Here is a 23,186-nt window from a genome sequence, read left to right as displayed (position 1 = left end):
TCGTTCGCCCTGCCTCTCCGCTCGGGCTGAGCCAGTCGAAGCCCCCTCCCCTGGATCCATGAAACCATTCCTGAGACAACAACTCGAGCGCTACCCGGTCCGGCTGCAGGAACTGGACTTCTTCCTGTCGCAGCAGGACGTGGTCAGCGACATGGACCGCTTTCGCGCGCTCACCCGCGAGCACTCGGAGGTGAGCGAAGTGGCGGCGCGCTATGAGGCCTTCCTGCACCGCGAGAAGGACCTGGCCGGCGCCAGGGAGATGCTGGACGACCCCGACATGGCGCAGATGGCGCAGGAGGAAATCGCCGAGGCCGAGACCGACATTGCGACGCTGGAAGAAGAACTGCAGCGCCTGCTGCTGCCCAAGGATCCGGACGACGCGCGCAACGCCTTCCTCGAAATCCGCGCCGGCACCGGCGGCGACGAGTCGGCGCTGTTCGCCGGCGACCTGCTGCGCATGTACACCCGCTACGCCGAGCGCCAGGGCTGGCGCACCGAGATCGTCAGCGAGAGCCTGGGCGAGGTCGGCGGCTACAAGGAAGTGGTCGTGCACGTGGTGGGCAACGGCTCCAGGTCCGATCCCGGCGTCGGGGTCTACGGGATGCTCAAGTACGAATCCGGCGGCCACCGGGTGCAGCGCGTGCCCGCCACCGAAACCCAGGGCCGCATCCACACCAGCGCCTGCACCGTCGCCGCCCTGCCCGAACCGGACGAAGCGCAGGCGGTGGAGATCAACCCGGCCGACCTGCGGATCGACACCTATCGCGCCTCGGGCGCGGGCGGCCAGCACATCAACAAGACCGATTCGGCGGTGCGCATCACCCACATCCCGACCGGCATCGTGGCCGAGTGCCAGGACGACCGCTCGCAGCACCGCAACAAGGCCAAGGCGATGCAGGTGCTGGTGGCGCGGATCCACGAGAAGGAACGCAGCGCCCGGGCCGAAAAGGAAGCGGCCACCCGCAAGGGCCTGATCGGCAGCGGCGACCGCTCCGACCGCATCCGCACCTACAACTTCCCGCAGGGCCGGCTCACCGACCACCGGATCAACCTGACGCTGTACAAGCTGCAGTTCATCATGGATGGCGAACTCGACGAGGTGATCGAGGCGCTGCGGCTGGCCCGCAAGGCGGAGCAGCTCGAGGAACTCGAGCTCGGCGCGGCCGGCGGCGCCCGCGCATGACCATCGCGCAGGCGCTGGCGGCGGCCGCGGCCCTGGGCCTGGAGCGGCTGGACGCGCAGTTGCTGCTGCTGCACGCGCTGGGGCGGGCGCCGGCCGACCGCGCCTGGGTGCTGGCGCACGACGGCGACGCTCTCGCGCCGGCGGATGCGCAGGCGTACCGGGAACTGTGCGCCCGCCGGGCGGGCGGCGAACCGCTGGCCTATATCGTCGGCCGCAAGGAATTCTTCGGGCTGGCGCTGCATGTCGATGCGCGGGTGCTGGTGCCGCGGCCGGACACGGAGACGCTGGTGGACTGGGCGCTGGAGCTGCTTGGCAACCATCGCGGGTTCGAGCCGGCATCCGGGCCTCGCCGCGTCATTGACCTGGGCACCGGCAGCGGCGCCATCGCGCTGGCGATCAAGAAGGCCCGCCCGGACGCCGTCGTGGAAGCGGTGGACGCCAGCCCGGGCGCGCTGGAAGTGGCGACCGCGAATGCGCAGGCGCTGGGCCTGGACGTCGCCTTGCGCCAGGCGTCCTGGCTGACAGGAACGGCCGGCCGCTACGACATCATTGTCAGCAACCCGCCGTATGTGCCGGCCGGGGACCCGCATCTGGCGGCTCTTGCCCACGAGCCCCTGTCGGCACTGGCCGCCGGCGCCGACGGCCTGGCCGATCTCCGCGCCATCGTCGCCCAGGCTCCAGGGCGGTTGCGGCCCGGCGGCTGGCTGCTGCTGGAGCACGGCTGGGACCAGGCCCCGGCCGTCCGGGCGCTGCTGCTGGGGGCCGGCTTCACCGCGGTGGCCAGCCGGCGCGACCTGGCGGGCATCGAACGCTGCTCCGGCGGACAATGGCTTGAACGGGGATAATCGACCCCAATGTCAAAGGCCTGGCCTGCAAGGAGATTCCCATGAGCGACCCGCAACAACGCATCGACCAACTCGTCAAGACCAGCGAAGTGCTGCTGTTCATGAAGGGCAACGCAAGTTTCCCGCAATGCGGCTTTTCCGGCCGCGCCATCCAGATCCTGAAGGCCTGCGGCGTCGACCCCAAGGCGGTGACCACCGTCAACGTGCTGGAAGACGACGAAGTGCGCCAGGGCATCAAGGAATACAGCAACTGGCCGACCATTCCCCAGCTGTACGTCAAGGGCGAATTCATCGGCGGCTCGGACATCATGATGGAGATGTACCAGAGCGGCGAACTGCAGCAGGTGCTCGGCGCCACGCAGCAGTCCTCGTGAGTCGTTGGCAGTCGCGCAACGCGGCTGCCAGCCACTGTCGGCAATTGCTGACATTGCGGCGCGCTTTCTTTCCCGCTCCCGCTGAGGTTGGCACGGCTTATGCTGAAATGAAAGCAGAGGCCGTCGTCGTAAGGAGTGTGGACCATGGAATCCCGTAGTCTTGTCGCCCCGCAGTCGCCAGCGTTCAAGCTGCCGATCGCCAACCTTCGCAACGTGTTCCGTCCGCACGACGTCGAGCGCAAGCTCGCCAAGCTGCCGGGCAAGGACCACGAGAACCTGCGAAGCACCTATGAGCGGATGCTCGAGCGCGGCCCCGAGCGCTTCCAGGTCAAGCCCAGCGGGCTGCCGGACATGGCCTCGCTCTACGAGCAGCTCCCCAACTTCGCCGACGCGCTCGACGACGTCAAGCGCCACGTCGCACTGGCGCAGGACTGCTGCGACGGGCTCGAAGTGACGCCGATGCTGCTGCTCGGCCCGCCCGGCATCGGCAAGACCCATTTCGCCCGCAAGCTGGCGGAGCTGCTGGGAACGGGGATGAACCTGGTGCCCATGAGCTCGATGACGGCCGGCTGGCTGCTGTCCGGGGCGTCCTCGCAATGGAAGGGCGCCAAGCCCGGCAAGGTGTTCGAGGCCCTGGTGGAAGGGCAGTACGCCAACCCGGTGATCGTGGTCGACGAGATCGACAAGGCGGCGGCCGACGCCCAGTACGACCCGCTCGGGTCGCTGTACAGCCTGCTGGAACACGACACCGCCGGCTCCTTCATGGACGAATTCGCCGAGGTGGCGATCGACGCCAGCCAGGTGATCTGGATCATGACGGCCAACGACGAGCGCTGCATCCCCGAGCCGATCATGAACCGGATGAACGTGTTCGAGATCGAGGCGCCGTCGTTCGAGGCTTCCCGCCAGATCGCGCGCAACCTGTACCGCGGCATCCGCGCCGAGCACGGCTGGGGCCAGGGTTTCGTGCCGGAACCGGGCGACGACCTGCTGGACCTGCTGGCGGAACTGGCGCCGCGCGACATGCGGCGCGCGCTGATGACCGGCTTCGGCAACGCGCGGCTGGACCAGCGCGATGCCATCTCTGCCGACGACCTGCCCAAGGCCGGGGCGTCGAAGGTGAAGATGGGGTTCGTCCAGTAGCCGTGCTGGCGGCTAGTTCGGCCCGCCGGGCAGGCGGTCGGCCGGCCGGGTCGGGTCCGGCGACTTGACGACCGCCGGCAGGTCGTGGAAATCCCAGGCCCGGCTGGCGGCGAACACCGCATCCGGGTATTGCGGCTTGCCGCGGCTGCCGTTGTAGCGGCCCAGCGCCATGAACAGGTCGCCCTTCTCGCGGTCGATGTAGTGCTTCAGGATCACGCAGCCGAAGCGCAGGTTGGTCTGCATGTGGAACAGCTTGCCGGCGTCGCCGTCGCCGATCACCCGGGTCCAGAACGGCATCACCTGCATGTAGCCGCGGGCGCCCACCGGGCTGAGCGCGAACTTGCGGAAATTGCTCTCCACCTGGATCAGGCCCAGCACCAGGCCGGTGTCCAGCGCGGCGCGCCGGCTTTCGTACCAGACGGTCTGCAGGAATTCCTTGCGCTCCACCCACTCGGTCTGGCGCTTGCGCAGCCGCGTGCTCATGATGCCCAGCCAGCGCAGGTAGCGCAGGCGCGCATCGGTGTCGGCAAATTCGGGCACCGGCGGCGCCGAATTGGCGACCGCCGAACTCAGGGCGGTGCGCACCGAGTCCATCAGCGGCTCCTCCACCTGGCCGCCGGCCAGCGCCTGGTGCGGCAGCGCCCACGCCGCCATTGCGCCCGGCGCAGCCAGCAGCAGCCTTCTCCTGGAGATCACGGCGCCAACCGACCCTGGATGAACTCGAACACGCCGGCCGCCGGCACCTTGGTGGCCGCGCTGTCGCGGCGATGCTGGTATTCGAGCTGGCCTTCCTTCAGGCCGCGGTCGGAGATCACCACCCGATGCGGCACGCCGATCAGTTCCCAGTCGGCGAACATCGCGCCGGGACGCTCGCCCCGGTCGTCCAGCAGCACGTCGACCCCGGCGCCGAGCAGCTCGTCGTGCAGCTTCTCGGCGGCGGCCTTGACCTCCGCGCTGCGGTCCATGCCGATCGGGCAGATCACCACGGTGAACGGCGCGATCGCGTCCGGCCAGATGATGCCGCGCTCATCGTGGTTCTGCTCGATCGCGGCGGCCGGCAGCCGGGTGATGCCGATGCCATAGCAGCCCATCTCCATCGGCTGCGGCTTGCCGGTCTCGTCCAGGAAGGTGGCGTTCATCGGCTTGCTGTACTTGGTGCCCAGGTAGAACACATGGCCGACCTCGATGCCGCGTTCGATCGCCAGAGCGCCCTTGCCGTCCGGCGACAGATCGCCTTCCACCACGTTGCGCAGGTCGGCGACCGCGTCGGCTTCGGGCAGGTCCCGGCCCCAGTTGACGCCGGTGATGTGGAAGTCCTCTTCGTTGGCGCCGCAGACCCAGTCGCTCATCACAGCAACCTCGCGGTCGGCGACGATCTTCACCGGCTTTTTCAGGCCGATCGGGCCAAGATAGCCCGGTTTGGTGCCGAAATGGTCCACGATCTCCGCCACCGTGGCGAAGCGGAAGCCGGCGTCCAGGCCCGGCACCTTGCCGACCTTGATCTCGTTCATGTCGTGGTCGCCCCGCAGCAGCAACAGCCAGACCTGGGACTTGACGACCTCGCCGCGCTCGTTGACCTGGTCGGTGGCCAGAACCAGCGACTTCACGGTGGTGTTCAGCGGCACCTGCAGCAGTTCGGCGACCTCGGCGCAGGTGGCCTTGCCGGGCGTCGGCGTCTTCGTCATCGGCGCGGACGCAGGCTTGCGCGGTGCGGCCGGCGCCAGCGCCTCGGCCTTTTCCATGTTGGCGGCGTAATCGCCGTCCGGGCTGTAGACGATCGCGTCCTCGCCGGTCGCCGCGATCACCTGGAATTCCTCGGACAGGTCGCCGCCGATCGCGCCGCTGTCGGCCGCGACGGCCCGGTAACGCAGGCCGAAGCGGTCGAAGATGGCGCGATAGGCCTGCGCCATCACCTGGTAGCTGGCCTTGGCCGCCGCCATGTCGCGGTCGAAGCTGTAGGCGTCCTTCATGATGAATTCGCGGCTGCGCATCACGCCGAACCGGGGCCGGCGCTCGTCACGGAACTTGGTCTGGATGTGATAGAAATTCTTGGGCAGCTGCTTGTAGCTGCGCAGCTCCTGGCGGGCGATGTCGGTGACCACTTCCTCGCTGGTCGGCTGGATGATGAAATCGCGGTCGTGCCGGTCCTTGACCCGCATCAGCTCAGGACCCATCGCCTCCCAGCGCCCGGTCTCCTGCCAGAATTCGGCCGGCTGCACCACCGGCATCAGCAGTTCGACGGCGCCGGCGCGGTTCATCTCCTCGCGCACGATCGCCTCGATCTTGCGCACCACCCGCAGGCCCAGCGGCATGTAGCTGTAGATGCCGGCGCCGAGCTTCTTGATCATGCCGGCGCGGGTCATCAGCTGGTGGCTGACCACTTCGGCGTCAGCCGGCGCTTCCTTGAGGGTGGAAATAAAGAACTGGGAAGCTTTCATTGGGGGGCGAAACACGTCCTTCCGCCGCGCCGGACCCTTGCCCGCAGGGCACCGGCGTGCATAATGAACTCAGTTAAAAATTTGGGGTTTGATTATGCTTGACCGGGACGGCTTCAGGCCCAACGTCGGCATCATCCTGCTCAACCAGAAAAACCAGGTATTCTGGGGCAAGCGCATCCGCACCCACAGCTGGCAGTTCCCGCAGGGTGGCATTGACCGGGGGGAAACCCCGGAACAGGCCATGTTTCGCGAGCTGCACGAGGAAGTGGGCTTGCACGCCGAGCATGTGCGCATCGTTGCCAGAACCCGCGACTGGTTGCGCTACGAGGTGCCAGACCGGTACATCCGCCGCGACGCCCGCGGCCACTACAAGGGCCAGAAACAGATCTGGTACCTGTTGCAGCTGGTTGGCCACGACTGGAACCTAAACCTGCGCGCCACCAGCCATCCCGAGTTCGACGCCTGGCGCTGGAACGATTATTGGGTTCCGCTGGACGTGGTCGTCGAATTCAAGCGCGGCGTCTACGAGATGGCGCTGACCGAACTGGCCCGCTTCCTGCCCCGGCACGACCATCGCAACCGCTACTTGCGCAGCGGCATGCGCTCGCGCGACCACGACGGCGCCGACGGGATGGACCAGATGCCGGGAGGAGCGTTCGAGCTGCCGCCTGGGGCCACCTTCGAGCCGGATCCACAATCGGCGTTGAAGGCCATGGCCCAGGACGACAAGCATGCTGCGAACTAGAGCCTGGGCGCTGGCGCTTGCCATCGTTGCCGGCGCGGCCCACGCGCAGCTGAGCGATGCCGATCCGGACTGGAAGGAAGTGGAAGCGCCGCCGCCGGCGCCGCTGCGCCTGGACCGGCTGCTGCCCATCGACATCCCGGAGTCGACCCTGCGCTTCGGCGTCGATCCCGCGTCCGTGGCCCTGACGCCGGACGGCATCGTGCGCTACGTGGTGGTCGCCACCAGCAACACCGGCGCGGTCAATGCCTTCTACGAGGGCATCCGCTGCAGCACGGGAGAGGTCCGGCTGTATGCGCGGCACAGTCCGGACAAGGGCTGGGTTCCCGTGAAGGACAGCCTGTGGCGTTCGCTGTCGGAGGCACGGCCGTCCCGCCACAGCCTGGTGATCGCCCGAACCGGCGCCTGCAATGGCAATGCGGCCAACCAGTCGGCCGCGCAGATCGTGCGCGACCTGGGCGGCAGCGTGAACTGGCGCTTCTGGAACAGGTAGCGGGGGCTGGCCGCGGCGGGCGCAGCCGCCGTCAGCGCGTCACGACCAGGTTGGTCCGGTGGACCATCTCCGGCTCGGCCACATAACCGAGCAGCCGCTCGATGTCGCCCGAGGCCTTGCGGCACAGCAGCCTTGCCTCCGCCGCCGCGTAATTGGCCAGCCCGCGGGCGATTTCTCCGCCGCGCGGGTCGCGGATGGCAATCACGTCGCCGCGCGAGAAATCGCCCTCCACCGCCGTCATCCCGATCGGCAGCAGGCTCTTGCCGTCGTCGCGCACCTTGGCTGCGGCGCCTTCGTCCACGGTGATCGCGCCGCGCAGCTGCAGGTGGTCCGAGATCCACTGCTTGCGCGCCTGCTTCTTCTGCGTGGTCGCCAGCAGCAACGTGCCGATGGCGTCACCCCGCACCAGCCGCAGCAGGCAGTCCGGTTCGCGGCCCCAGGCGATCACGGTGGAAGCACCCGAGCCGGCGGCCCGCTTGGCCGCCAGGATCTTGGTGATCATCCCGCCGCGGCCCAGGCTGGAGCCGGCGCCGCCGGCCATCGCCTCCAGCGCCGGGTCGCCCGCCCGCGCCTCGTGCACGAAGACGGCCGCCGGATCCTTGCGCGGGTCGGCGCTGAACAGGCCCTTCTGGTCGGTCAGGATCACCAGCGCGTCCGCTTCGACCAGGTTGGCGACCAGGGCGCCCAGCGTGTCGTTGTCGCCGAACTTGATCTCGTCGTTGACCACGGTGTCGTTCTCGTTGATGACCGGGATCACTTTGAGCTGCAGCAGCGTGAGCAGCGTGGAGCGGGCGTTGAGATAGCGCTCGCGGTCGGCCAGGTCGGCATGCGTGAGCAGCACCTGGGCCGAGCCCAGGCCGTTCTCGCGCAGCTTGGTTTCGTACATCTGGGCCAGCCCCATCTGGCCGACTGCGGCAGCGGCCTGCAGTTCATGCACCTGGTGCGGCCGCGTGGCCCAGCCCAGGCGCTTCATGCCCTCGGCAATGGCGCCGCTGGACACCATGATCACCTCGCGGCCGTCTTGGGCCAGCGCCGAGAGTTGGCGGCACCATTCGCCGATCGCTCCTTCGTCCAGCCCGCGGCCCTCGTTGGTGACCAGGCTGGAGCCGACCTTGACCACGATGCGTTTCGCATCGCGAAGCACCGTGGAGGCAGCTCCGGCGCTCATTCGGCGGCGTCGCCCGAGAAGCGCGGATCGATGTAGGTGGCCGGCTGCTCGGCAACCTGCTGCGACTTGATGTGCTTGTAGACGGCCTTGATCAGGCTTTCGCAGCCTTCGCGCGTGAGCGCGGAGATTTCGAACACCGGGCCCTTGTGCTTGAAGCGCTTGACGAAGTCCTTGACGCGCGCCTCGCGCTCGTCCGCCGGCACCATGTCCACCTTGTTCAGCACCAGCCAGCGCGGCTTTTCATACAGGGCGGCGTCGTACTTCTTCAGTTCGCCCACGATGGCCTTGGCCTGCGCCACCGGGTCGGCGCCGTCGAAGGGCGCAATGTCCACGATGTGCAGCAGCAGCCGGGTGCGCTGCAGGTGCCGCAGGAACAGGTGCCCCAGGCCGGCGCCTTCGGAAGCGCCCTCGATCAGGCCGGGCAGGTCGGCGACCACGAAGCTCTGCTCCGGCGCGACCCGCACCACTCCCAGGTTCGGATGCAACGTCGTGAAGGGGTAGTCCGCGATCCGCGGCCGCGCGTTGGACACCGCCGTGATGAAGGTGGACTTGCCGGCATTGGGCATCCCCAGCAGGCCGACGTCGGCCAGCACCTTCAGTTCCAGCTTGAGCTTGCGGCCCTCGCCGGGCCAGCCCGGGGTCTTCTGCCGCGGCGCGCGGTTGATCGCGCTCTTGAACCGCATGTTGCCGAAGCCGCCGTCGCCGCCCTTGGCGATGGTGATGATCTCGCCGGGCTTGAGCAGTTCGTGCAGCACCTCGCCGGTCTCGGCGTCGGTGATGATGGTGCCCACCGGCATCTTCAGCGTGATGTCGTCGCCGGCCGCACCGAACATGTCGGAACCCATGCCGTGCTGGCCGTTCCTGGCGTGGTGGCGGCGCGAATAGCGAAAGTCCACCAGCGTGTTGAGGTTGGGGTCGGCGACCGCGAACACGTGGCCGCCGCGGCCGCCGTCGCCGCCGTTGGGACCGCCGAATTCCTTGTACTTCTCGTGACGGAACGAGACGCAGCCGGCTCCGCCGTCGCCCGCGGCAACATCGATATAGGCTTCGTCGACGAACTTCATGATGGCTACAGTATAAAAAACAAAGCCCCGACGAATCGGGGCTTCGAGGCGAATCGAAGGTCGATTACGCCGGGGTGATGCTCACCGTCGACTTGTTCATCGGGCCCTTGACCGCGAAGGTCACGTGGCCGTCGACCAGTGCGAACAGCGTGTGGTCCTTGCCCAGGCCCACGTTGGTGCCCGGATGGAACCGGGTGCCGCGCTGGCGCACGATGATGGCGCCGGCAGTGATCAGTTCACCGCCGAAAGCCTTCACGCCGAGCATCTTGGGCTGGGAATCCCGGCCGTTTCGCGTCGAGCCGCCGCCTTTTTTCTGTGCCATTTCTGCTGCTCCTGATTGGCTTAACCGGCGATCACGCCGATTTGCAGTTCGGTGAACTGCTGGCGATGGCCCTGGCGCTTCTGATAATGCTTGCGACGGCGCATCTTGAAGATGCGAACCTTGTCGTGCTTGCCGTGAGCCACGACAGTGGCAATCACAGTTGCGCCGGACACCAGGGGTGTGCCGACCTTCAGTCCGCTGCCGTCGCCGACAGCAAGAACCTGGTCGATCACGATTTCCTGGCCTACGTCCGCAGCAATCTGTTCTACTTTAATTTTTTCGCCGGAAGCAACGCGATACTGCTTGCCCCCGGTTTTTATGACCGCGTACATGTTGACCTCTTGAAATAGAGTTTCCGCGGACGGATTTCCGCAGAGCCCAAAATTATAGCACCGTTTGCGCCCACTAACAACGGGCCACCCTGGCGGCCGGGGAACGGTCACCCTGCTTCCTATAATCGGCCAATTCCTTCCGCTTTTCCGCCTTGACCGCCAACTCCTCCAGCACCGCTTCCGTTCTCGCCCTCGTGGCGAGCGACATGGAGAGCGTCGACGTCGTCATCGCCAACCGGCTCGACTCCGGCGCACCCCTGGTGGGCGAAGTCTCGCGCTACATCATTTCGGCCGGCGGCAAGCGCTTGCGCCCGGCCCTGCTGCTGCTGATCTGCGGCGCGCTGGGCTACCGCGGCGAGCAGCGCTTCAACCTGGCGGCAGTGGTCGAATTCATCCACACCGCCACCCTGCTGCATGACGACGTGGTGGACGAATCCACCTTGCGCCGGGGCCGCGCCACCGCCAACGAAAGCTTCGGCAATCCGGCCAGCGTGCTGGTGGGCGACTTCCTTTACTCGCGCGCCTTCCAGATGATGCTGGACGCCGGCCAGATGCGGGTGATGGAAATCCTCGCCGACGCCACCAACGTGATCGCCGAGGGCGAGGTCCTGCAGCTGATGAACATGCATGACGCCTCGCTCACCGAGGCCGATTACCTGAGGGTGATCCGGTCCAAGACCGCCAAGCTGTTCGAGGCGAGCGCCCGCCTAGGCGCGGTGCTGGCCGGCAGTTCTCCGGAGATCGAGCAGGCCTGCGCCGACTACGGCCAGGCCCTGGGCACGGCGTTCCAGGTGATCGACGACGTGCTGGACTACGACGGCGACGCTTCCGAGATGGGCAAGAACCTGGGCGACGACCTGCGCGAGGGCAAGGCCACGCTGCCGCTGATCGCGGCCATGCAGCGCGGAACGCCCGAGCAGAGCGCGCTGATCCGCCACGCGGTGGAGACCGGGGCAGCCGCCGAACTCGAAAGCATCGTCGCCATCGTGCGCCAGACCGGCGCGCTGGACGTGACCCGGCGCGCCGCCGCGGACGAGGCGCAACGTGCGATCGAAGCGGCGCAGCGGCTGCCGCGCAATGAATGGTCCGAAGGTTTGCTACAATTGGCGGCTCAACTGCTGCTGCGCCGCAACTGAAGCGATTCAGGCCCGGGGCGCAGATCTCGGCGGAAAAATCGGGGTGTAGCTTAGCCTGGTAGAGCGCTACGTTCGGGACGTAGAGGCCGGAGGTTCGAATCCTCTCACCCCGACCAGGAATTTCATCAATGATCCATACGGCGTTTTATCGATTCGCGCCGCTGCCCGACCCGGAGCGGGTCGGCGCGTCGTTGCGTTCGCTGCTGGCGCAGCCGCAGCTCGGCGGGCTGACCGGCAGCATCCTGGTCGCCACCGAAGGCATCAACGGTATGCTGGCCGGCTCCCGGCAAGCCGTCGACTTCATCGAAGCGGCTCTGGTACAGGACGCCGCCTTCGCCGGCGCCTTCGCGGGCATGGCCTTCAAGCGCAGCGCATGCACGACGCCGCCCTTCGGCAAGCTGAAGGTGCACGTCAAGAAGGAGATCGTGCCGCTGGGCATCGAAGGCGTGGACGCGCGCGTCACCGGCATCAATGTCAGCCCGCAGGACTGGCGCGAGCTGATCAAGGATCCCGACCTGGTGCTGCTGGACAACCGCAACAGTTTTGAATACCGGCTCGGGCATTTCGAAGGCGCGATCGATCCGCAGGTGACCAACTTCCGCGATTTCCCGGCCTACGTGCGGGCCCACGCAGCGCAGTGGAAGGCCCAGGGCAAGCGCATCGCGATGTACTGCACCGGCGGCATCCGCTGCGAAAAGACCAGCGCCTGGATGCTGGAGATGGACATGCCGGTCTACCAGCTGGAAGGCGGCATCCTGAACTACTTCCAGCAGGTGCCCGACGCGCAGCTGGACTGGCGCGGCGAATGTTTCGTGTTCGACAACCGGGTGGCGCTGGACACGCACCTGCAGGAGACCGCGAGCACGCTCGACGATGTATACGGCCAGGAACCGGACGGCGAATGGCGGCTGGCCCGGGCCAGGCGGCTGGCGCAGGCCGTGGGGGCCGGACCCGGGACCGAGGAGTAGCCGGTGCTGCCGGTCCGCGACGGCGTCGGTCCCAGCCAGGTGGCGCTGCCAGCGGGCCAGTGGGCGAGCCTGCTGGACTTCCTGGTGCAGCGCTTTCCGGCGATCTCCATGGCCGAGTGGACTTGCCGCATGGAAGCCGGCGATGTCGTGGACGGCACCGGCCGCCGCGTCGCGCCGGGCGAGCCTTATCTTCCCCTGGGGAGGCTGTACTACTACCGCACGGTTGCCAACGAGCCGGCGAACGCGGCGCGGGCCAGCGTGCTGTTCGAAGACGAGCTGCTGGTGGTGGCCGACAAGCCGCACTTCCTGCCGGTGACGCCGTCGGGCGACTACCTGCAGGAAACCCTGCTGGTGCGCTTGCGCCGCCAGCTCGGGTTCGATGCCCTCACCCCCCTGCACCGGATCGACCGCGAGACGGCCGGCATCGTGCTGTTCGCCAAGCAGCCCGCCACCTGCGCCGGCTACCACGCGCTGTTCGCGGGCCGCGCGGTCGCCAAGGTCTACCAGGCGATCGCCGCCAGCAACCCGCTGCTGCGATTCCCGCTGGAGCGGGCGAGCACCCTGGTCGAGGGCGGGCACTTCATGCAGATGCGCGAGGCGCCCGTCGATGCGGCGCGCGAAGCGAACGCGCAGACGCGGATCGAGTTGGTCGAGACACGCGGCGCGCACGCGCGCTACCGCCTGCATCCGCTGACCGGCAAGCGGCACCAGCTGCGCGTCCACATGGCGGCGTTGGGGCTGCCGATCCTGGGCGACCGCATCTATCCGGCGCTGCTGCCCCAGGGGGGCGATGAACCCGGCAATCCGCTGCGACTGCTGGCGCAAAGCATCGCGTTTCGCGATCCCGTCACCGGCCTGGAGCGCAGCTTCGCTAGTCGCCAGCGGCTGGACTTTCCGCCGCCGGCCGCCTCAGGCCGGTAGCAGGCGTTCGGTGCTCGGCCCGACGCCGATCGGTGCCGGGGCCTGCAACACGATGCGGGTGAACAGCCGGTCGAATTGCGCCTCGCGCACGCCGCCCGCCAGCGGGTCGCGGTCGGCAGAAAAAGCGGCATCGAGCTCGGCCCAGTCGGCGGCCGACAGCGCCCGCTCGGCGGCCGGCAGCAACTCGCGTTCCTCGACACGCATGTGGTTCAGGTAGAAGTCCACATATTTCCTGGCCGCATCCTCGAAGTCGGGCCGGCGCGACTCGCCCAGGTATTCCCAGGCTGCGAGCTTGTGCTGCAGCTCGCGCACGTTGCCTTCGCCCGACAGGTGTTCGCTTTCCAGCTGCTCGATCACCGGCATCAGCTCGGGGCAGACCTGAAGCACCCTGGGAAACAGCAGGTTCGATTCCTTGGGGTGGTGACGCTGGCCGGGAAATTCATCGATGTAGAACAGCATTGCCCGCACCACGTCGAAGAAGCGCTCCGGCGCTTCGCCGGGGCCCTGCTGCACCATCGCCTGCAGCGATCGCAGCATGGCCGCGACCGCGGCGTGTTCCTCATGGATGATCGTGGCGGCAGGATGGGACATAGCATTCTCCTTGGCCCACTATAGGCAGCCGCCCGCCCCGCCGGCTTGACGCAGATCAACCCGTTGCCGACGCGGCCTGCCGCACCAGCAGCACCGGCACCGGGCTGTGCCGCACCACCTGCTCCGCATCGCTGCCCATGGCCAGCCTTGCCAGTCCGCGCCGGCCATGGGTGCCGATGGCGACCAGGTCGCAGTGGTGCAGGCCGATCTGGTCGACGATCACGTCTGCCACCCGGCGGCCCGCCACCTCGCGCATCAGCGTTTCGCAATGCACGCCGGCCTGCTCGGCCGCTTGCCGGGCCCTGGCCAGCACGTCCAGGCCGGCATGGCGCAGGTCCCTGAGCATCGCGTCCAGCGCACCGGCCGTGGTCATCTCCTGCAGCATCGGGTAGTCGTCCAGCACGTGCAGGAACAGCAGCCTGGCGTTGAGCTTGCCGGCCAGCCCGATCGCTTCCTGCACGCCGCGCTCGGAGGCCGGGCTGCCGTCGACGGGAACGAGGATTCGCTGGTACATGTCTGCTCCTTGCGGGCCGTCCTTTGATCCTGGTCGAGGCCTCCGCCGGCCCAGCGGAGGACCACCCATTGTTCTGCCGGCGCCGATCCGGCGCAACCGGGCGCAGTGCCCAGGCAGCGCCTTTGTGCATCAAAATGGCCGACCGACCTAGGAGTTTTCCATGAACGATGCAAGCGATTCACTGAACAAGAGCCGGTCCCGGCTGGTGGAGGATTTCAGCACGGTGCTGGAGGACGCGCAGGCCTTGCTGCGGCACGCCGCCGGCGACGCGAGCAAGGGTTACACCGATGCCCGGGCCCGGCTGGAGGACAGCGTCAAGCGCGCCCGCGAGCGGATCGGCTCGGCCGAAGAGGCGATGCTGGAGAGCGCGCGCGACGCCGGCCGCAGCGCCGACGGCTACGTGCGCGAGCACCCCTGGGAATCGATCGCAGTAGGTGCCGGCATCGGGCTGCTGCTGGGCATGCTCATCGCCCGCCGCTGAGCGCGTCCGTCACGAAGCGCTGCGGCGGGTCAGCTGCACCGGTGCGCCGCCGAAGCGCTCGCGGGTGCGCACGGACGCGATACCCGCGTCCATCGCCTGCACGTGCTCGGGCAGCCAGCGAGACAGTTCTGCCGCCAGCCGGCCGACCAGGTCGGCGGGCGGCTGTGGCCGCTCCAGCACCGCCCTGACTTCGTCCAGCGAACGCAGCACCGCCGCGTGTTCGTCCAGGTGGCAGGTGGCATTGGCGCCGCCCAGCCGGCGCAGGTCGCCGTCCTCCTGGCCGAAGTGCAGCGCGGCGTGTGCCTTGAGCGCGTCGAGCGCGGCCAGGGCTGCGTCCGGCGGGGCCGCCTGCAGGACATCGATCAGGCGCTGGAGCTCGGCGTGCTCCTGGTCCAGCAGCGGGTCGCCGAGCGTCAATGCGTTGGAGCTCATGGGCCTGCCTTCTCAGATGGCGCCGGCGGCGCGCAAGGCGGCGATCTCGGCATCGCCGTGTCCCAGCGCGCGCAGGATCGCCTCGCTGTGCTCGCCGATCGCCGGGATGGGATCCATCCGGTAGTCGAAACTGCTGTTGGCTGCCGGCGGCAGCAGCGCGTTGATCGGGCCGGCGGGCGAGCCGACGCTGCGAAAGCGCTCGCGTGCCTGCAACTGCGGATGCGCCCACACGTCGGCCATGGCATTGACGCGGGCGTTGGCGATCTGCGCCTGGTCGAGCCGCTCGATGACCTGCTGCGCGCTCAGCGGCGCGAACGCCTGGACGATCAGGTCGCGCAGCGCATCCCGGTTCTCGTGGCGCCGCGCATTGCTGCTGAAGCGCGCGTCGGTTGCCAGCGCCGGCAGCAGCAGCACCTCGGCGCAGAAGGCCTTCCACTCGCGCTCGTTCTGCAGCCCCAGCATCACGGTCTTGCCGTCGCCGGCCTGGAACGGGCCGTAGGGATAGATGGTGGCGTGGGACGCGCCGCTGCGCGTGGGCGCCGGCTGGCCTTCATAGGCGTAGTAAAGGGGAAACCCCATCCACTCGCCCAGCGCCTCCAGCATGGACACGTCGACGTGCGAGCCCTTGCCGGTCTTGTGCCGCTGCATCAGCGCCGAAAGGACCCCGCTGTAGGCGTACATGCCCGCCGCGATGTCGGCGATGGAGTTGCCGGCCTTGCACGGTTCCTGCGGCGTGCCCGTCACCGATAGGAAGCCCGCTTCGCTCTGGATCAGCAGGTCGTAGGCCTTCTTGTCGCGATACGGCCCGTCGTTGCCGTAGCCCGAGATGTCGCACACGACCAGGCGCGGGTGGCGCCGGCTCAATTCCTCGTAGCCCAGGCCCATGCGCGCGGCGGCGCCGGGGGCGAGGTTCTGCACCAGGACGTCGGCGGTGGCGACCAGCTCCTTCAGCGTCGCCAGCGCAGCGGGCTGCTTCAGGTCCAGCGTCAGGCTTTCCTTGGAGCGGTTGACCCAGACGAAGTGGGAGGCAAGCCCCTTGGTGCGGTGGTCGTAGTCGCGGGCGAAGTCGCCGCTGCCGGGCCGCTCCACCTTGATGACGCGCGCGCCCAGGTCGGCCAGCTGGCGGGTGCAAAAGGGAGCGGCGATCGCGTGTTCCAGCGATACGACGGTGATGTCGTCGAGCGGGCGCGCCATCAGAAGGACCTCGGCAGCCCGAGCAGGTGCTCGGCGACGTAGGAATAGATCAGATTGGTTGAAATGGGAGCCACCTGGTAAAGCCTCGTCTCGCGGAATTTGCGTTCCACATCGTATTCGTGGGCGAAGCCGAAGCCGCCGTGGGTCTGCAGGCAGGTGTTGGCCGCCTCCCAGGAGGCCTTGGCGGCCAGGTACTTGGCCATGTTGGCTTCGGCGCCGCAGGGCTGGCCGGCGTCGAACAGCGAGCAGGCCTTGAAGCGCATCAGGTTGGCCGCCTCGGTCTCGATGTAGGCGTCGGCGATCGGGAACTGGACGCCCTGGTTCTGGCCGATGGGGCGGTTGAACACCACCCGCTCGCTGGCGTACCGCCGGGCCTTGTCGACGAACCAGTAGGCGTCGCCGATGCATTCGGCCGCGATCAGCGTGCGTTCCGCATTCAGCCCGGTCAGGATGTATTTGAAGCCCTGGCCCTCGACGCCGATCAGGTTCTCCTCAGGAATCTCCAGGTCGTCGAAAAACACCTCGTTGGTTTCGTGGTTGACCATGTTGCCGATCGGCCGCACCTCCATGCCGTGGCCGATGGCCCGGTGCAGGTCCACCAGGAAGATGCTCATGCCCTCGCTCTTCTTCCGCACCTCGGCCAGCGGCGTGGTGCGGGCCAGCAGGATCATCAGGTCGGAATGCTGGATGCGCGAGATCCAGACCTTCTGGCCGTTCACGACATAGCGGCCCGCCTTGCGCACCGCCGTCGTCTTGAGCTGGGTGGTGTCGGTGCCGGTGGTCGGTTCGGTGACGGCCATCGACTGCAGCCGCAGCTTGCCGCTGGCGATCGCCGGCAGGTACTGCTGCTTCTGCGCCTCGGAGCCGTGATGCAGCAGCGTTCCCATGTTGTACATCTGGCCGTGGCAGGCGCCGGCGTTGCCGCCGGAGAAATTGATCTCCTCCATGATCACCGACGCTTCCGCCAGGCCCAGGCCGGAGCCGCCGTACTGCTGGGGAATCAGGGCGGCCAGCCAGCCGGCCCGGGTCAGGGCCGTGACAAATTCCTCAGGGTATGCGCGCTCATGGTCGACCCGCTGCCAGTAGCCGGCGTCGAAACCGCGGCACAGCGCGCGCATCCCCTCGCGCAACTCCTGGTGCGCATCGGGCGGCGGAATGGTGGTTTTCATGCGGTCATTTTCGCCCAGTGAACCCGTGGCGCCACACTTGGCGGCCCGAACCGACCGAGCGATTTACAGTCGCAGGGCAATCAGCGATGATTTGCAGCACCGCCCGGCGCCCCTGCCGGCCGCAACCCTCAGTACATCCTTCTCACATGGCAGCAGTCGACCCAGCCGTTACAGACGCCCCCGCCGTTGCCCTGCCCGGTCTCGCCCGCGCGCTGGTGTCGGCCGGCAAGCTGGGACAGAAGGCGGCCGAAGACGTCCACAAGAAGTCCCAGGCCAACCGGACGCGGTTCATCGCGGAACTGACCGGCTCCGGCGCCGTCTCGGCCTCGGACCTGGCGCACACTATGTCCACCGCCTTCGGCGCGCCGTTGCTGGACCTGGAAGCGATCGACCTGGCCCGCCTGCCCAAGGGCCTGCTGGACACCAAGATCTGCCAGGACTACCGCGTGGTGGTCCTGAGCAAGCGCAACAACCGGCTGATCGTCGCCACTGCCGACCCGTCGGACAGCCAGGCCGCCGAGAAGATCAAGTTCGCCACCCAGCTGGGCGTGGACTGGATCATTGCCGAATACGACAAGCTGTCCAAGATGGTGGAGGCGCATGCCACCACCGCCACGCAGGAGATGGACAGCATCATCGGCGACGACTTCGAGTTCGACGACGCCTCGATGGAGTCGGCGGTGGTCGACGAGGAGCAGGCCGGACCGTCCGAAGTCGAGGATGCGCCGGTCGTCAAGTTCCTGCACAAGATGCTGCTGGACGCGTTCACGATGCGCGCCTCCGACCTGCACTTCGAACCCTACGAGACGACTTACCGCGTGCGCTTCCGGGTGGACGGCGAACTGCGCGAGATCGCCTCGCCGCCGGTCGCCATCAAGGACAAGCTGGCATCGCGGATCAAGGTGATCTCGCGGATGGACATCTCGGAAAAGCGGGTGCCGCAGGACGGCCGGATGAAACTCAAGGTCGGCCCCGACCGCGTGATCGACTTCCGGGTCAGCACCCTGCCCACGCTGTTCGGCGAGAAGATCGTGATCCGGATCCTGGACCCGAGCAGCGCCCGCCTGGGCGTGGACGCGCTCGGCTACGACCCGGTGGAAAAGGAAAGGCTGCTCAGCGCGGTGCAGCGCCCGTACGGCATGGTGCTGGTGACGGGACCGACCGGCTCCGGCAAGACCGTGTCGCTGTACACCTGCCTGAACCTGCTGAACAAGCCGGGAGTGAACATCTCCACGGCCGAAGACCCGTCCGAAATCAACATGCCGGGCGTCAACCAGGTCAACGTCAACGAGAAGGCTGGCCTGACCTTCGCGGCGGCGCTCAAATCGTTCCTGCGGCAGGACCCGGACGTGATCATGGTCGGCGAAATCCGCGACCTGGAAACGGCGGACATCGCCATCAAGGCGGCCCAGACCGGGCACCTGGTGCTGTCCACGCTGCACACCAACGACGCGCCGACCACCCTGACGCGGATGCGCAACATGGGCATCGCCCCGTTCAACATCGCGTCGAGCGTGATTTTGATCACGGCGCAGCGGCTGGCGCGGCGCCTGTGCCCCAATTGCAAGGCGCCGGCCGACATTCCGCATGAGACATTGCTGGATGCCGGCTTCAAGGACGAGGAAGTCGACGGCTCCTGGACCCCCTACCGCCCGGTGGGATGCAGCATGTGCAACAACGGCTACAAGGGCCGGGTCGGCATCTACCAGGTCATGCCGATCACCGACGAGATCCAGCGCATCATCCTCAAGGACGGCAGCGCGATGGAGATCGCCGAGCAGGCGAAGTCGGAAGGGGTCAACAGCCTGCGCGTTTCCGGGCTGAACAAGGTGAGGTTGGGCATCACTTCGCTGGAGGAAGTGCTGGGCTGCACCAATGAATAAAACGGGCAATCACGAGGGGTACGTCTGACATGGCCACGGCAGCAACCAAGATCACCGAGTTCGTCTTCGAATGGGAAGGCCGCGACCGCAACGGCAAGCAGGTGCGCGGGGAAACCCGCGCCGCCGGCGAGAACCAGGTCACCGCGTCGCTGCGCCGGCAGGGGGTCTCGCCGACCAAGATCAAGAAGCGGCGGATGCGCAGCGGCCAGCGCATCAAGCCCAAGGACATCGCCATCTTCACCCGCCAGCTCGCCACCATGATGAAGGCCGGCGTGCCGCTGCTGCAGGCCTTCGACATCGTGGGCCGCGGCAACGCCAACGCCAGCGTCACCAAGCTGCTGAACGACGTGCGCACCGACGTGGAAACCGGCACTTCGCTGTCGGCGGCGTTCCGCAAGTACCCGCTCTACTTCGACAACCTGTACTGCAACCTGGTCGAGGCCGGCGAAGCCGCCGGTATCCTGGAAGCCCTGCTGGACCGGCTGGCGGTCTACATGGAAAAGACCGAGGCGATCAAGTCCAAGATCAAGTCGGCGCTCATGTACCCGATCTCGGTGGTGGTGGTGGCCTTCGTGGTGGTGGCGGTGATCATGATCTTCGTGATCCCGGCGTTCAAGGAGGTGTTCAGCTCCTTCGGCGCGGACCTGCCGGCGCCCACGCTGGTGGTGATCGCGATGAGCGAGTTCTTCGTCAAGTACTGGTGGCTGATCTTCGGCGGCATCGGCGGCGGCTTCTACTTCTTCATGCAGGCCTGGAAACGCAGCGAGAAGGTGCAGGCCTTCATGGACAGGGTCATGCTGAAGATCCCGGTGTTCGGCAGCCTGATCTACAAGTCGGTGATCGCCCGCTGGACCCGCACCCTGGCGACGATGTTCGCGGCCGGCGTGCCGCTGGTCGAGGCGCTGGACTCGGTGGGCGGCGCGTCGGGCAACTCGGTGTTCGCCAAGGCCACCGAGCGGATCCAGCAGGAAGTGTCCACCGGCACCAGCCTGACGGTGGCGATGACCAACGTGAACCTGTTTCCCAGCATGGTGCTGCAGATGTGCGCCATCGGCGAGGAATCGGGCTCGGTGGACCACATGCTGGGCAAGGCGGCCGACTTCTTCGAGGCCGAGGTGGACGACATGGTCGCCGGCCTGTCCAGCCTGATGGAGCCGATCATCATCGTGTTCCTCGGCGGCCTGATCGGCGGCATCGTGGTGGCCATGTACCTGCCGATCTTCAAGCTGGGCCAGGTCGTCTGATGTTCGGTTCGGCGATGCTGGACGCCGCTGTGGTCGGCGTGCTGGGCCTGCTCGTGGGCAGTTTCCTCAACGTCGTGATCTACCGGCTGCCCAAGATGATGGAGCGGCAGTGGGCGGCCGAATGCGCCGACCTGCAGGGCCAGCCGGTGCCCGAGGCGCCGCCCTTCAACCTGATGGTGCCGCGCTCGCGCTGCGGCCAGTGCGGCCACCAGATCCGGTGGTACGAGAACGTCCCCGTCTTCAGCTGGCTGGCGTTGCGCGGGAAGTGCTCCGCCTGCAAGCAGCCGATCAGCATCCGCTATCCGGTGGTGGAACTGGCCACCGGCGCGCTGTTCTTCTATTGCATCCAGCGCTGGGGCGCCAACCCGACCGGCCTGATGTGGTGCGGCTTCAGCGCCGCCATCGTGGCGCTGGCAATGATCGACTGGGACACGACGCTGCTGCCGGACGACATCACCCTGCCGCTGCTGTGGGCCGGGCTGGTCGGCGCCGCGCTGCGCTGGACCGGCGTGCCCGTCGCACAAGCCATCTGGGGCGCAGTGGCCGGCTACGTGTCGCTGTGGCTGGTCTACCAGGGCTTCAAGCTGCTCACCCGCAAGGAAGGCATGGGCTTCGGCGACTTCAAGCTGTTCGCCGCGCTCGGCGTCTGGTTCGGGCCGACCGCGCTGGTGCCGATCATCCTGATGGCGTCCGTGATCGGAGCGATCGTCGGCATCACCATGAAATTCACCAGCGGCCTGCGCGAGGGCGGCCAGGTGCCGTTCGGGCCCTTCCTGGCGGGCGCCGGCCTGACGGCCATGATCTTCGGCCCGGACTCGATCCTGCGCGCCATCGGGCTGTAGAGGTATGTGGGCCCCCACGTTTGCGGCGTTGCCGCTGCACTGCCCCCCGGGGGGGCGCACGCCGCCTTGGGGCGGCCCGGCGGCGGCGTGATGCCGCTTCTGCGGGTCGGGCTCACCGGCGGCATCGGCAGCGGCAAGAGCACGGTGCTGCAGATGTTCGCGGCGCTCGGCGCCGCGGTGATCGACGCCGACGCGATTTCGCGCGCGGTCACGGCGCCCGGCGGCGCCGCCCTGCCCCACATCGCCCGCGAGTTCGGCCGGCACTTCATCGGCGTGGACGGCGCACTGGACCGCGCATTGATGCGCGAGCACGCCTACGCCGACCCGAAGGCGCGCGAGCGGCTGGAAGCGATCATCCATCCGCTGGTCGGGGCGGAGAGCGAACGCCAGGTGCAGGCTGCGCACGGCAGCGGCAGCCGCTGCATCGTGTTCGACATCCCGCTGCTGGTGGAGTCCGGGCGCTGGCGCCGGCAGGTGGACCAGGTCCTGGTGGTGGACTGCCCGGTGGAAACGCAGATTGCCCGCGTGGTGGCGCGCAGCGCGCTGACGCGGGCGCAGGTGGAGGCGATCATCGCCGCGCAGGCGCCCCGCGCGCAGCGGCTGGCGGCCGCCGATGTCGTGATCTGCAACGAAGGACTCACTCTCTTGCAGTTGCAGGCCGAGGTTGCGCTTGCTGCAAAACGCTTCGGGCTATGATGGCGGCCTTGCCGGAACCCGAAGCAGCGTGATCCTCTACGAATATCCTTTCAACGAACGCATCCGCACCTACCTTCGTCTGGAACACCTGTTCCGGCGGCTGAGCCTGCTGGTTCCGCGCGACCACCCCGTCGACCACCACTATGCGCTGGCGACCATCTTCGAAGTGATGGACGTGGGCGCCCGCGCCGACCTCAAGTCCGACGTGATGAAGGACCTGGAAAAGCAGAAGCAGGCGCTCAACGGCTACCGCGGCAACCCCGCCATCGCCGAGAAGGTGCTGGACGAAGTGATCGCCAAGCTGGACGGCTGCTTCGCCAGCCTGAACAACCTGCCGGGCAAGGCCGGCCAGACGCTGACCGAGAACGACTGGCTGATGAGCATCCGCAGCCGGATCAGCATCCCGGGCGGCACCTCGGAATTCGACCTTCCCGCCTACTACGCCTGGCAGCACCGTGCGCCGGCGGCGCGCCGGGCCGACCTGGAACGCTGGGCCTCCACGCTGGCGCCGCTGGCCGAATCGATCCACATGCTGCTGCGCCTGCTGCGCGAGGCCGGCATGCCGCAAAAGGTGATGGCGGGCGCCGGCCAGTTCCAGCAGACGCTGCCCACCGGCCGCACCTTCCAGCTGCTGCGCCTGCGGATCGACCCGGAGCTGCACCTGGTGCCGGAAATCAGCGGCAACCGCCTGATGGTCTCGGTGCGGCTGATGCTCGAGGAAGCCGGCGACCGGCTGCAACCCAGCAGCGACAACGCCACGTTTGAACTGACGCTCTGTTCCTGAGTCGCAAGGGGATGAGCGAGCAATCTTTCTCCGGCGCCAAGCCGCGCATCGTCCGCTGCCCAGGATGCGGCGGCGACAGCATCTACTCCCCCGCCAATCCGTACCGGCCGTTCTGCAGCGAGCGCTGCAAGAACCACGACCTGGGCGCCTGGGCCAGCGAAGACTTCCGCGTGGCCAGCGAGGCGCCGCCGGACGACCAGCCCTTCGGCGACGCCAAGCTGCAGTGA

27 protein-coding genes and 1 tRNA gene are annotated in these 23,186 nt (G+C 67.7%); 17 read left to right on the top strand and 11 right to left on the bottom strand.

Annotated elements, in window-relative coordinates:
- Positions 1-58 precede the first annotated feature (58 nt).
- From prfA to ACFPOE_RS14390, 4 genes are all read left to right on the top strand, one after another.
- The gene (prfA, locus tag ACFPOE_RS14405; protein ID WP_376850816.1) at positions 59-1,183 is read left to right on the top strand and encodes a peptide chain release factor 1; all 1,125 of its coding nucleotides are present in this window, start codon (positions 59-61) and stop codon (positions 1,181-1,183) included.
- Positions 1,180-2,028, top strand: coding sequence for a peptide chain release factor N(5)-glutamine methyltransferase (prmC, locus tag ACFPOE_RS14400; protein WP_376850815.1), 849 nt, complete (start codon positions 1,180-1,182; stop codon positions 2,026-2,028). The genes prfA and prmC overlap by 4 nt, the downstream gene beginning before the upstream one ends.
- Positions 2,029-2,069: 41 nt before the next feature.
- The gene (gene grxD, locus ACFPOE_RS14395) at positions 2,070-2,402 is read left to right on the top strand and encodes a Grx4 family monothiol glutaredoxin (RefSeq protein ID WP_376850814.1); all 333 of its coding nucleotides are present in this window, start codon (positions 2,070-2,072) and stop codon (positions 2,400-2,402) included.
- Positions 2,403-2,546: 144 nt separating this feature from the next.
- Positions 2,547-3,545: an AAA family ATPase gene (locus tag ACFPOE_RS14390; protein WP_376850813.1), complete on the top strand. Its 999-nt coding sequence runs from the start codon at positions 2,547-2,549 to the stop codon at positions 3,543-3,545.
- Between the two features lie 12 nt (positions 3,546-3,557).
- Here the strand turns inward: ACFPOE_RS14390 and ACFPOE_RS14385 are convergent, their stop codons facing one another.
- A complete protein-coding gene (locus tag ACFPOE_RS14385) occupies positions 3,558-4,199 on the bottom strand; it encodes a lytic transglycosylase domain-containing protein (RefSeq protein ID WP_376851904.1) in 642 nt (213 codons plus the stop codon).
- Between the two features lie 38 nt (positions 4,200-4,237).
- A complete protein-coding gene (locus tag ACFPOE_RS14380; RefSeq protein ID WP_376850812.1) occupies positions 4,238-5,983 on the bottom strand; it encodes a proline--tRNA ligase in 1,746 nt (581 codons plus the stop codon).
- 94 nt (positions 5,984-6,077) lie between these two features.
- Here ACFPOE_RS14380 and ACFPOE_RS14375 point away from each other — a divergent pair, with 94 nt between their 5' ends.
- Positions 6,078-6,728, top strand: a complete 651-nt coding sequence (locus ACFPOE_RS14375; RefSeq protein ID WP_376851903.1) for an RNA pyrophosphohydrolase — start codon at positions 6,078-6,080, stop codon at positions 6,726-6,728.
- Entirely contained in the window at positions 6,715-7,218 is a 504-nt protein-coding gene (locus ACFPOE_RS14370) for a CNP1-like family protein (protein WP_376850811.1), read from the top strand. Before ACFPOE_RS14375 ends, ACFPOE_RS14370 begins: the two co-directional genes overlap by 14 nt.
- A 31-nt stretch (positions 7,219-7,249) precedes the next feature.
- Here ACFPOE_RS14370 and proB read toward each other — a convergent pair whose 3' ends face one another.
- The 4 genes from proB to rplU form a co-directional block, all read right to left on the bottom strand.
- Positions 7,250-8,386, bottom strand: coding sequence for a glutamate 5-kinase (gene proB, locus ACFPOE_RS14365; protein WP_376850810.1), 1,137 nt, complete (start codon positions 8,384-8,386; stop codon positions 7,250-7,252).
- Complete coding sequence (cgtA, locus tag ACFPOE_RS14360; RefSeq protein ID WP_376850809.1) at positions 8,383-9,450, bottom strand: Obg family GTPase CgtA; 1,068 nt, start codon at positions 9,448-9,450, stop codon at positions 8,383-8,385. Before cgtA ends, proB begins: the two co-directional genes overlap by 4 nt.
- A 64-nt stretch (positions 9,451-9,514) precedes the next feature.
- Complete coding sequence (gene rpmA / locus ACFPOE_RS14355) at positions 9,515-9,772, bottom strand: 50S ribosomal protein L27 (RefSeq protein ID WP_376850808.1); 258 nt, start codon at positions 9,770-9,772, stop codon at positions 9,515-9,517.
- A gap of 20 nt (positions 9,773-9,792) precedes the next feature.
- On the bottom strand, positions 9,793-10,104 hold the full coding sequence (gene rplU / locus ACFPOE_RS14350) for a 50S ribosomal protein L21 (protein ID WP_376850807.1): 312 nt from the start codon (positions 10,102-10,104) through the stop codon (positions 9,793-9,795).
- A gap of 206 nt (positions 10,105-10,310) precedes the next feature.
- On the opposite strand from rplU, the gene ACFPOE_RS14345 reads away from it, so the two are divergent.
- From ACFPOE_RS14345 to ACFPOE_RS14330, 4 genes are all read left to right on the top strand, one after another.
- Complete coding sequence (locus tag ACFPOE_RS14345) at positions 10,311-11,240, top strand: polyprenyl synthetase family protein (RefSeq protein ID WP_376851902.1); 930 nt, start codon at positions 10,311-10,313, stop codon at positions 11,238-11,240.
- 39 nt (positions 11,241-11,279) lie between these two features.
- Positions 11,280-11,356, top strand: a tRNA-Pro gene (locus tag ACFPOE_RS14340).
- A gap of 12 nt (positions 11,357-11,368) precedes the next feature.
- A complete protein-coding gene (gene trhO / locus ACFPOE_RS14335; RefSeq protein ID WP_376850806.1) occupies positions 11,369-12,208 on the top strand; it encodes an oxygen-dependent tRNA uridine(34) hydroxylase TrhO in 840 nt (279 codons plus the stop codon).
- A 3-nt stretch (positions 12,209-12,211) separates the two neighbouring features.
- On the top strand, positions 12,212-13,129 hold the full coding sequence (locus ACFPOE_RS14330; RefSeq protein ID WP_376850805.1) for a pseudouridine synthase: 918 nt from the start codon (positions 12,212-12,214) through the stop codon (positions 13,127-13,129).
- Here ACFPOE_RS14330 and ACFPOE_RS14325 read toward each other — a convergent pair.
- The gene (locus ACFPOE_RS14325; protein ID WP_376850804.1) at positions 13,118-13,720 is read right to left on the bottom strand and encodes a hemerythrin domain-containing protein; all 603 of its coding nucleotides are present in this window, start codon (positions 13,718-13,720) and stop codon (positions 13,118-13,120) included. The two genes, ACFPOE_RS14330 and ACFPOE_RS14325, sit on opposite strands and share 12 nt — an antisense overlap.
- Positions 13,721-13,775: 55 nt before the next feature.
- Positions 13,776-14,234, bottom strand: a complete 459-nt coding sequence (locus tag ACFPOE_RS14320; RefSeq protein WP_376850803.1) for a universal stress protein — start codon at positions 14,232-14,234, stop codon at positions 13,776-13,778.
- 160 nt (positions 14,235-14,394) lie between these two features.
- Between ACFPOE_RS14320 and ACFPOE_RS14315 the strand changes: the two genes are divergently transcribed.
- On the top strand, positions 14,395-14,715 hold the full coding sequence (locus tag ACFPOE_RS14315; RefSeq protein WP_376850802.1) for an ElaB/YgaM/YqjD family protein: 321 nt from the start codon (positions 14,395-14,397) through the stop codon (positions 14,713-14,715).
- A gap of 9 nt (positions 14,716-14,724) precedes the next feature.
- Here ACFPOE_RS14315 and ACFPOE_RS14310 read toward each other — a convergent pair whose 3' ends face one another.
- From ACFPOE_RS14310 to ACFPOE_RS14300, 3 genes are read right to left on the bottom strand one after another with little or no spacing between them, the layout of a single operon-like run.
- On the bottom strand, positions 14,725-15,147 hold the full coding sequence (locus tag ACFPOE_RS14310) for a hemerythrin domain-containing protein (RefSeq protein WP_376850801.1): 423 nt from the start codon (positions 15,145-15,147) through the stop codon (positions 14,725-14,727).
- Positions 15,148-15,159: 12 nt separating this feature from the next.
- Complete coding sequence (locus ACFPOE_RS14305; protein WP_376850800.1) at positions 15,160-16,341, bottom strand: CaiB/BaiF CoA transferase family protein; 1,182 nt, start codon at positions 16,339-16,341, stop codon at positions 15,160-15,162.
- The gene (locus ACFPOE_RS14300) at positions 16,341-17,510 is read right to left on the bottom strand and encodes an acyl-CoA dehydrogenase family protein (protein ID WP_376850799.1); all 1,170 of its coding nucleotides are present in this window, start codon (positions 17,508-17,510) and stop codon (positions 16,341-16,343) included. Before ACFPOE_RS14300 ends, ACFPOE_RS14305 begins: the two co-directional genes overlap by 1 nt.
- Before the next feature lie 146 nt (positions 17,511-17,656).
- Here ACFPOE_RS14300 and pilB point away from each other — a divergent pair, with 146 nt between their 5' ends.
- The 6 genes from pilB to ACFPOE_RS14270 all read left to right on the top strand — a co-directional run bounded on the left by pilB (position 17,657) and on the right by ACFPOE_RS14270 (position 23,186).
- The gene (gene pilB, locus ACFPOE_RS14295) at positions 17,657-19,393 is read left to right on the top strand and encodes a type IV-A pilus assembly ATPase PilB (protein WP_376850798.1); all 1,737 of its coding nucleotides are present in this window, start codon (positions 17,657-17,659) and stop codon (positions 19,391-19,393) included.
- Between the two features lie 29 nt (positions 19,394-19,422).
- Positions 19,423-20,637, top strand: a complete 1,215-nt coding sequence (locus tag ACFPOE_RS14290; RefSeq protein ID WP_376850797.1) for a type II secretion system F family protein — start codon at positions 19,423-19,425, stop codon at positions 20,635-20,637.
- On the top strand, positions 20,637-21,479 hold the full coding sequence (locus tag ACFPOE_RS14285; RefSeq protein WP_376850796.1) for a prepilin peptidase: 843 nt from the start codon (positions 20,637-20,639) through the stop codon (positions 21,477-21,479). Before ACFPOE_RS14290 ends, ACFPOE_RS14285 begins: the two co-directional genes overlap by 1 nt.
- Positions 21,480-21,569: 90 nt before the next feature.
- Entirely contained in the window at positions 21,570-22,175 is a 606-nt protein-coding gene (gene coaE / locus ACFPOE_RS14280) for a dephospho-CoA kinase (protein ID WP_376851901.1), read from the top strand.
- 28 nt (positions 22,176-22,203) lie between these two features.
- Complete coding sequence (zapD, locus tag ACFPOE_RS14275; protein ID WP_376850795.1) at positions 22,204-22,959, top strand: cell division protein ZapD; 756 nt, start codon at positions 22,204-22,206, stop codon at positions 22,957-22,959.
- A gap of 11 nt (positions 22,960-22,970) precedes the next feature.
- On the top strand, positions 22,971-23,186 hold the full coding sequence (locus ACFPOE_RS14270; protein WP_376850794.1) for a DNA gyrase inhibitor YacG: 216 nt from the start codon (positions 22,971-22,973) through the stop codon (positions 23,184-23,186).

Origin of the sequence: Caenimonas terrae, from assembly GCF_042655405.1 — a bacterium.
Lineage (GTDB): Bacteria > Pseudomonadota > Gammaproteobacteria > Burkholderiales > Burkholderiaceae_C > Ramlibacter > Ramlibacter terrae_A.
This window is presented reverse-complemented; position numbering and strand designations above follow the sequence as displayed.

What these genes read in the sequence shown, in the direction of transcription:
- prfA (WP_376850816.1), top strand. Translation starts at nt 59, where the DNA reads ATGAAACCATTCCTGAGACAACAACTCGAGCGCTACCCGGTCCGGCTG.
- prmC (WP_376850815.1), top strand. Translation starts at nt 1,180, where the DNA reads ATGACCATCGCGCAGGCGCTGGCGGCGGCCGCGGCCCTGGGCCTGGAG.
- grxD (WP_376850814.1), top strand. Translation starts at nt 2,070, where the DNA reads ATGAGCGACCCGCAACAACGCATCGACCAACTCGTCAAGACCAGCGAA.
- ACFPOE_RS14390 (WP_376850813.1), top strand. Translation starts at nt 2,547, where the DNA reads ATGGAATCCCGTAGTCTTGTCGCCCCGCAGTCGCCAGCGTTCAAGCTG.
- ACFPOE_RS14385 (WP_376851904.1), bottom strand. Translation starts at nt 4,199, where the DNA reads ATGGCGGCGTGGGCGCTGCCGCACCAGGCGCTGGCCGGCGGCCAGGTG.
- ACFPOE_RS14380 (WP_376850812.1), bottom strand. Translation starts at nt 5,983, where the DNA reads ATGAAAGCTTCCCAGTTCTTTATTTCCACCCTCAAGGAAGCGCCGGCT.
- ACFPOE_RS14375 (WP_376851903.1), top strand. Translation starts at nt 6,078, where the DNA reads ATGCTTGACCGGGACGGCTTCAGGCCCAACGTCGGCATCATCCTGCTC.
- ACFPOE_RS14370 (WP_376850811.1), top strand. Translation starts at nt 6,715, where the DNA reads ATGCTGCGAACTAGAGCCTGGGCGCTGGCGCTTGCCATCGTTGCCGGC.
- proB (WP_376850810.1), bottom strand. Translation starts at nt 8,386, where the DNA reads ATGAGCGCCGGAGCTGCCTCCACGGTGCTTCGCGATGCGAAACGCATC.
- cgtA (WP_376850809.1), bottom strand. Translation starts at nt 9,450, where the DNA reads ATGAAGTTCGTCGACGAAGCCTATATCGATGTTGCCGCGGGCGACGGC.
- rpmA (WP_376850808.1), bottom strand. Translation starts at nt 9,772, where the DNA reads ATGGCACAGAAAAAAGGCGGCGGCTCGACGCGAAACGGCCGGGATTCC.
- rplU (WP_376850807.1), bottom strand. Translation starts at nt 10,104, where the DNA reads ATGTACGCGGTCATAAAAACCGGGGGCAAGCAGTATCGCGTTGCTTCC.
- ACFPOE_RS14345 (WP_376851902.1), top strand. Translation starts at nt 10,311, where the DNA reads ATGGAGAGCGTCGACGTCGTCATCGCCAACCGGCTCGACTCCGGCGCA.
- trhO (WP_376850806.1), top strand. Translation starts at nt 11,369, where the DNA reads ATGATCCATACGGCGTTTTATCGATTCGCGCCGCTGCCCGACCCGGAG.
- ACFPOE_RS14325 (WP_376850804.1), bottom strand. Translation starts at nt 13,720, where the DNA reads ATGTCCCATCCTGCCGCCACGATCATCCATGAGGAACACGCCGCGGTC.
- ACFPOE_RS14320 (WP_376850803.1), bottom strand. Translation starts at nt 14,234, where the DNA reads ATGTACCAGCGAATCCTCGTTCCCGTCGACGGCAGCCCGGCCTCCGAG.
- ACFPOE_RS14315 (WP_376850802.1), top strand. Translation starts at nt 14,395, where the DNA reads ATGAACGATGCAAGCGATTCACTGAACAAGAGCCGGTCCCGGCTGGTG.
- ACFPOE_RS14310 (WP_376850801.1), bottom strand. Translation starts at nt 15,147, where the DNA reads ATGAGCTCCAACGCATTGACGCTCGGCGACCCGCTGCTGGACCAGGAG.
- ACFPOE_RS14305 (WP_376850800.1), bottom strand. Translation starts at nt 16,341, where the DNA reads ATGGCGCGCCCGCTCGACGACATCACCGTCGTATCGCTGGAACACGCG.
- ACFPOE_RS14300 (WP_376850799.1), bottom strand. Translation starts at nt 17,510, where the DNA reads ATGAAAACCACCATTCCGCCGCCCGATGCGCACCAGGAGTTGCGCGAG.
- pilB (WP_376850798.1), top strand. Translation starts at nt 17,657, where the DNA reads ATGGCAGCAGTCGACCCAGCCGTTACAGACGCCCCCGCCGTTGCCCTG.
- ACFPOE_RS14290 (WP_376850797.1), top strand. Translation starts at nt 19,423, where the DNA reads ATGGCCACGGCAGCAACCAAGATCACCGAGTTCGTCTTCGAATGGGAA.
- ACFPOE_RS14285 (WP_376850796.1), top strand. Translation starts at nt 20,637, where the DNA reads ATGTTCGGTTCGGCGATGCTGGACGCCGCTGTGGTCGGCGTGCTGGGC.
- coaE (WP_376851901.1), top strand. Translation starts at nt 21,570, where the DNA reads ATGCCGCTTCTGCGGGTCGGGCTCACCGGCGGCATCGGCAGCGGCAAG.
- ACFPOE_RS14270 (WP_376850794.1), top strand. Translation starts at nt 22,971, where the DNA reads ATGAGCGAGCAATCTTTCTCCGGCGCCAAGCCGCGCATCGTCCGCTGC.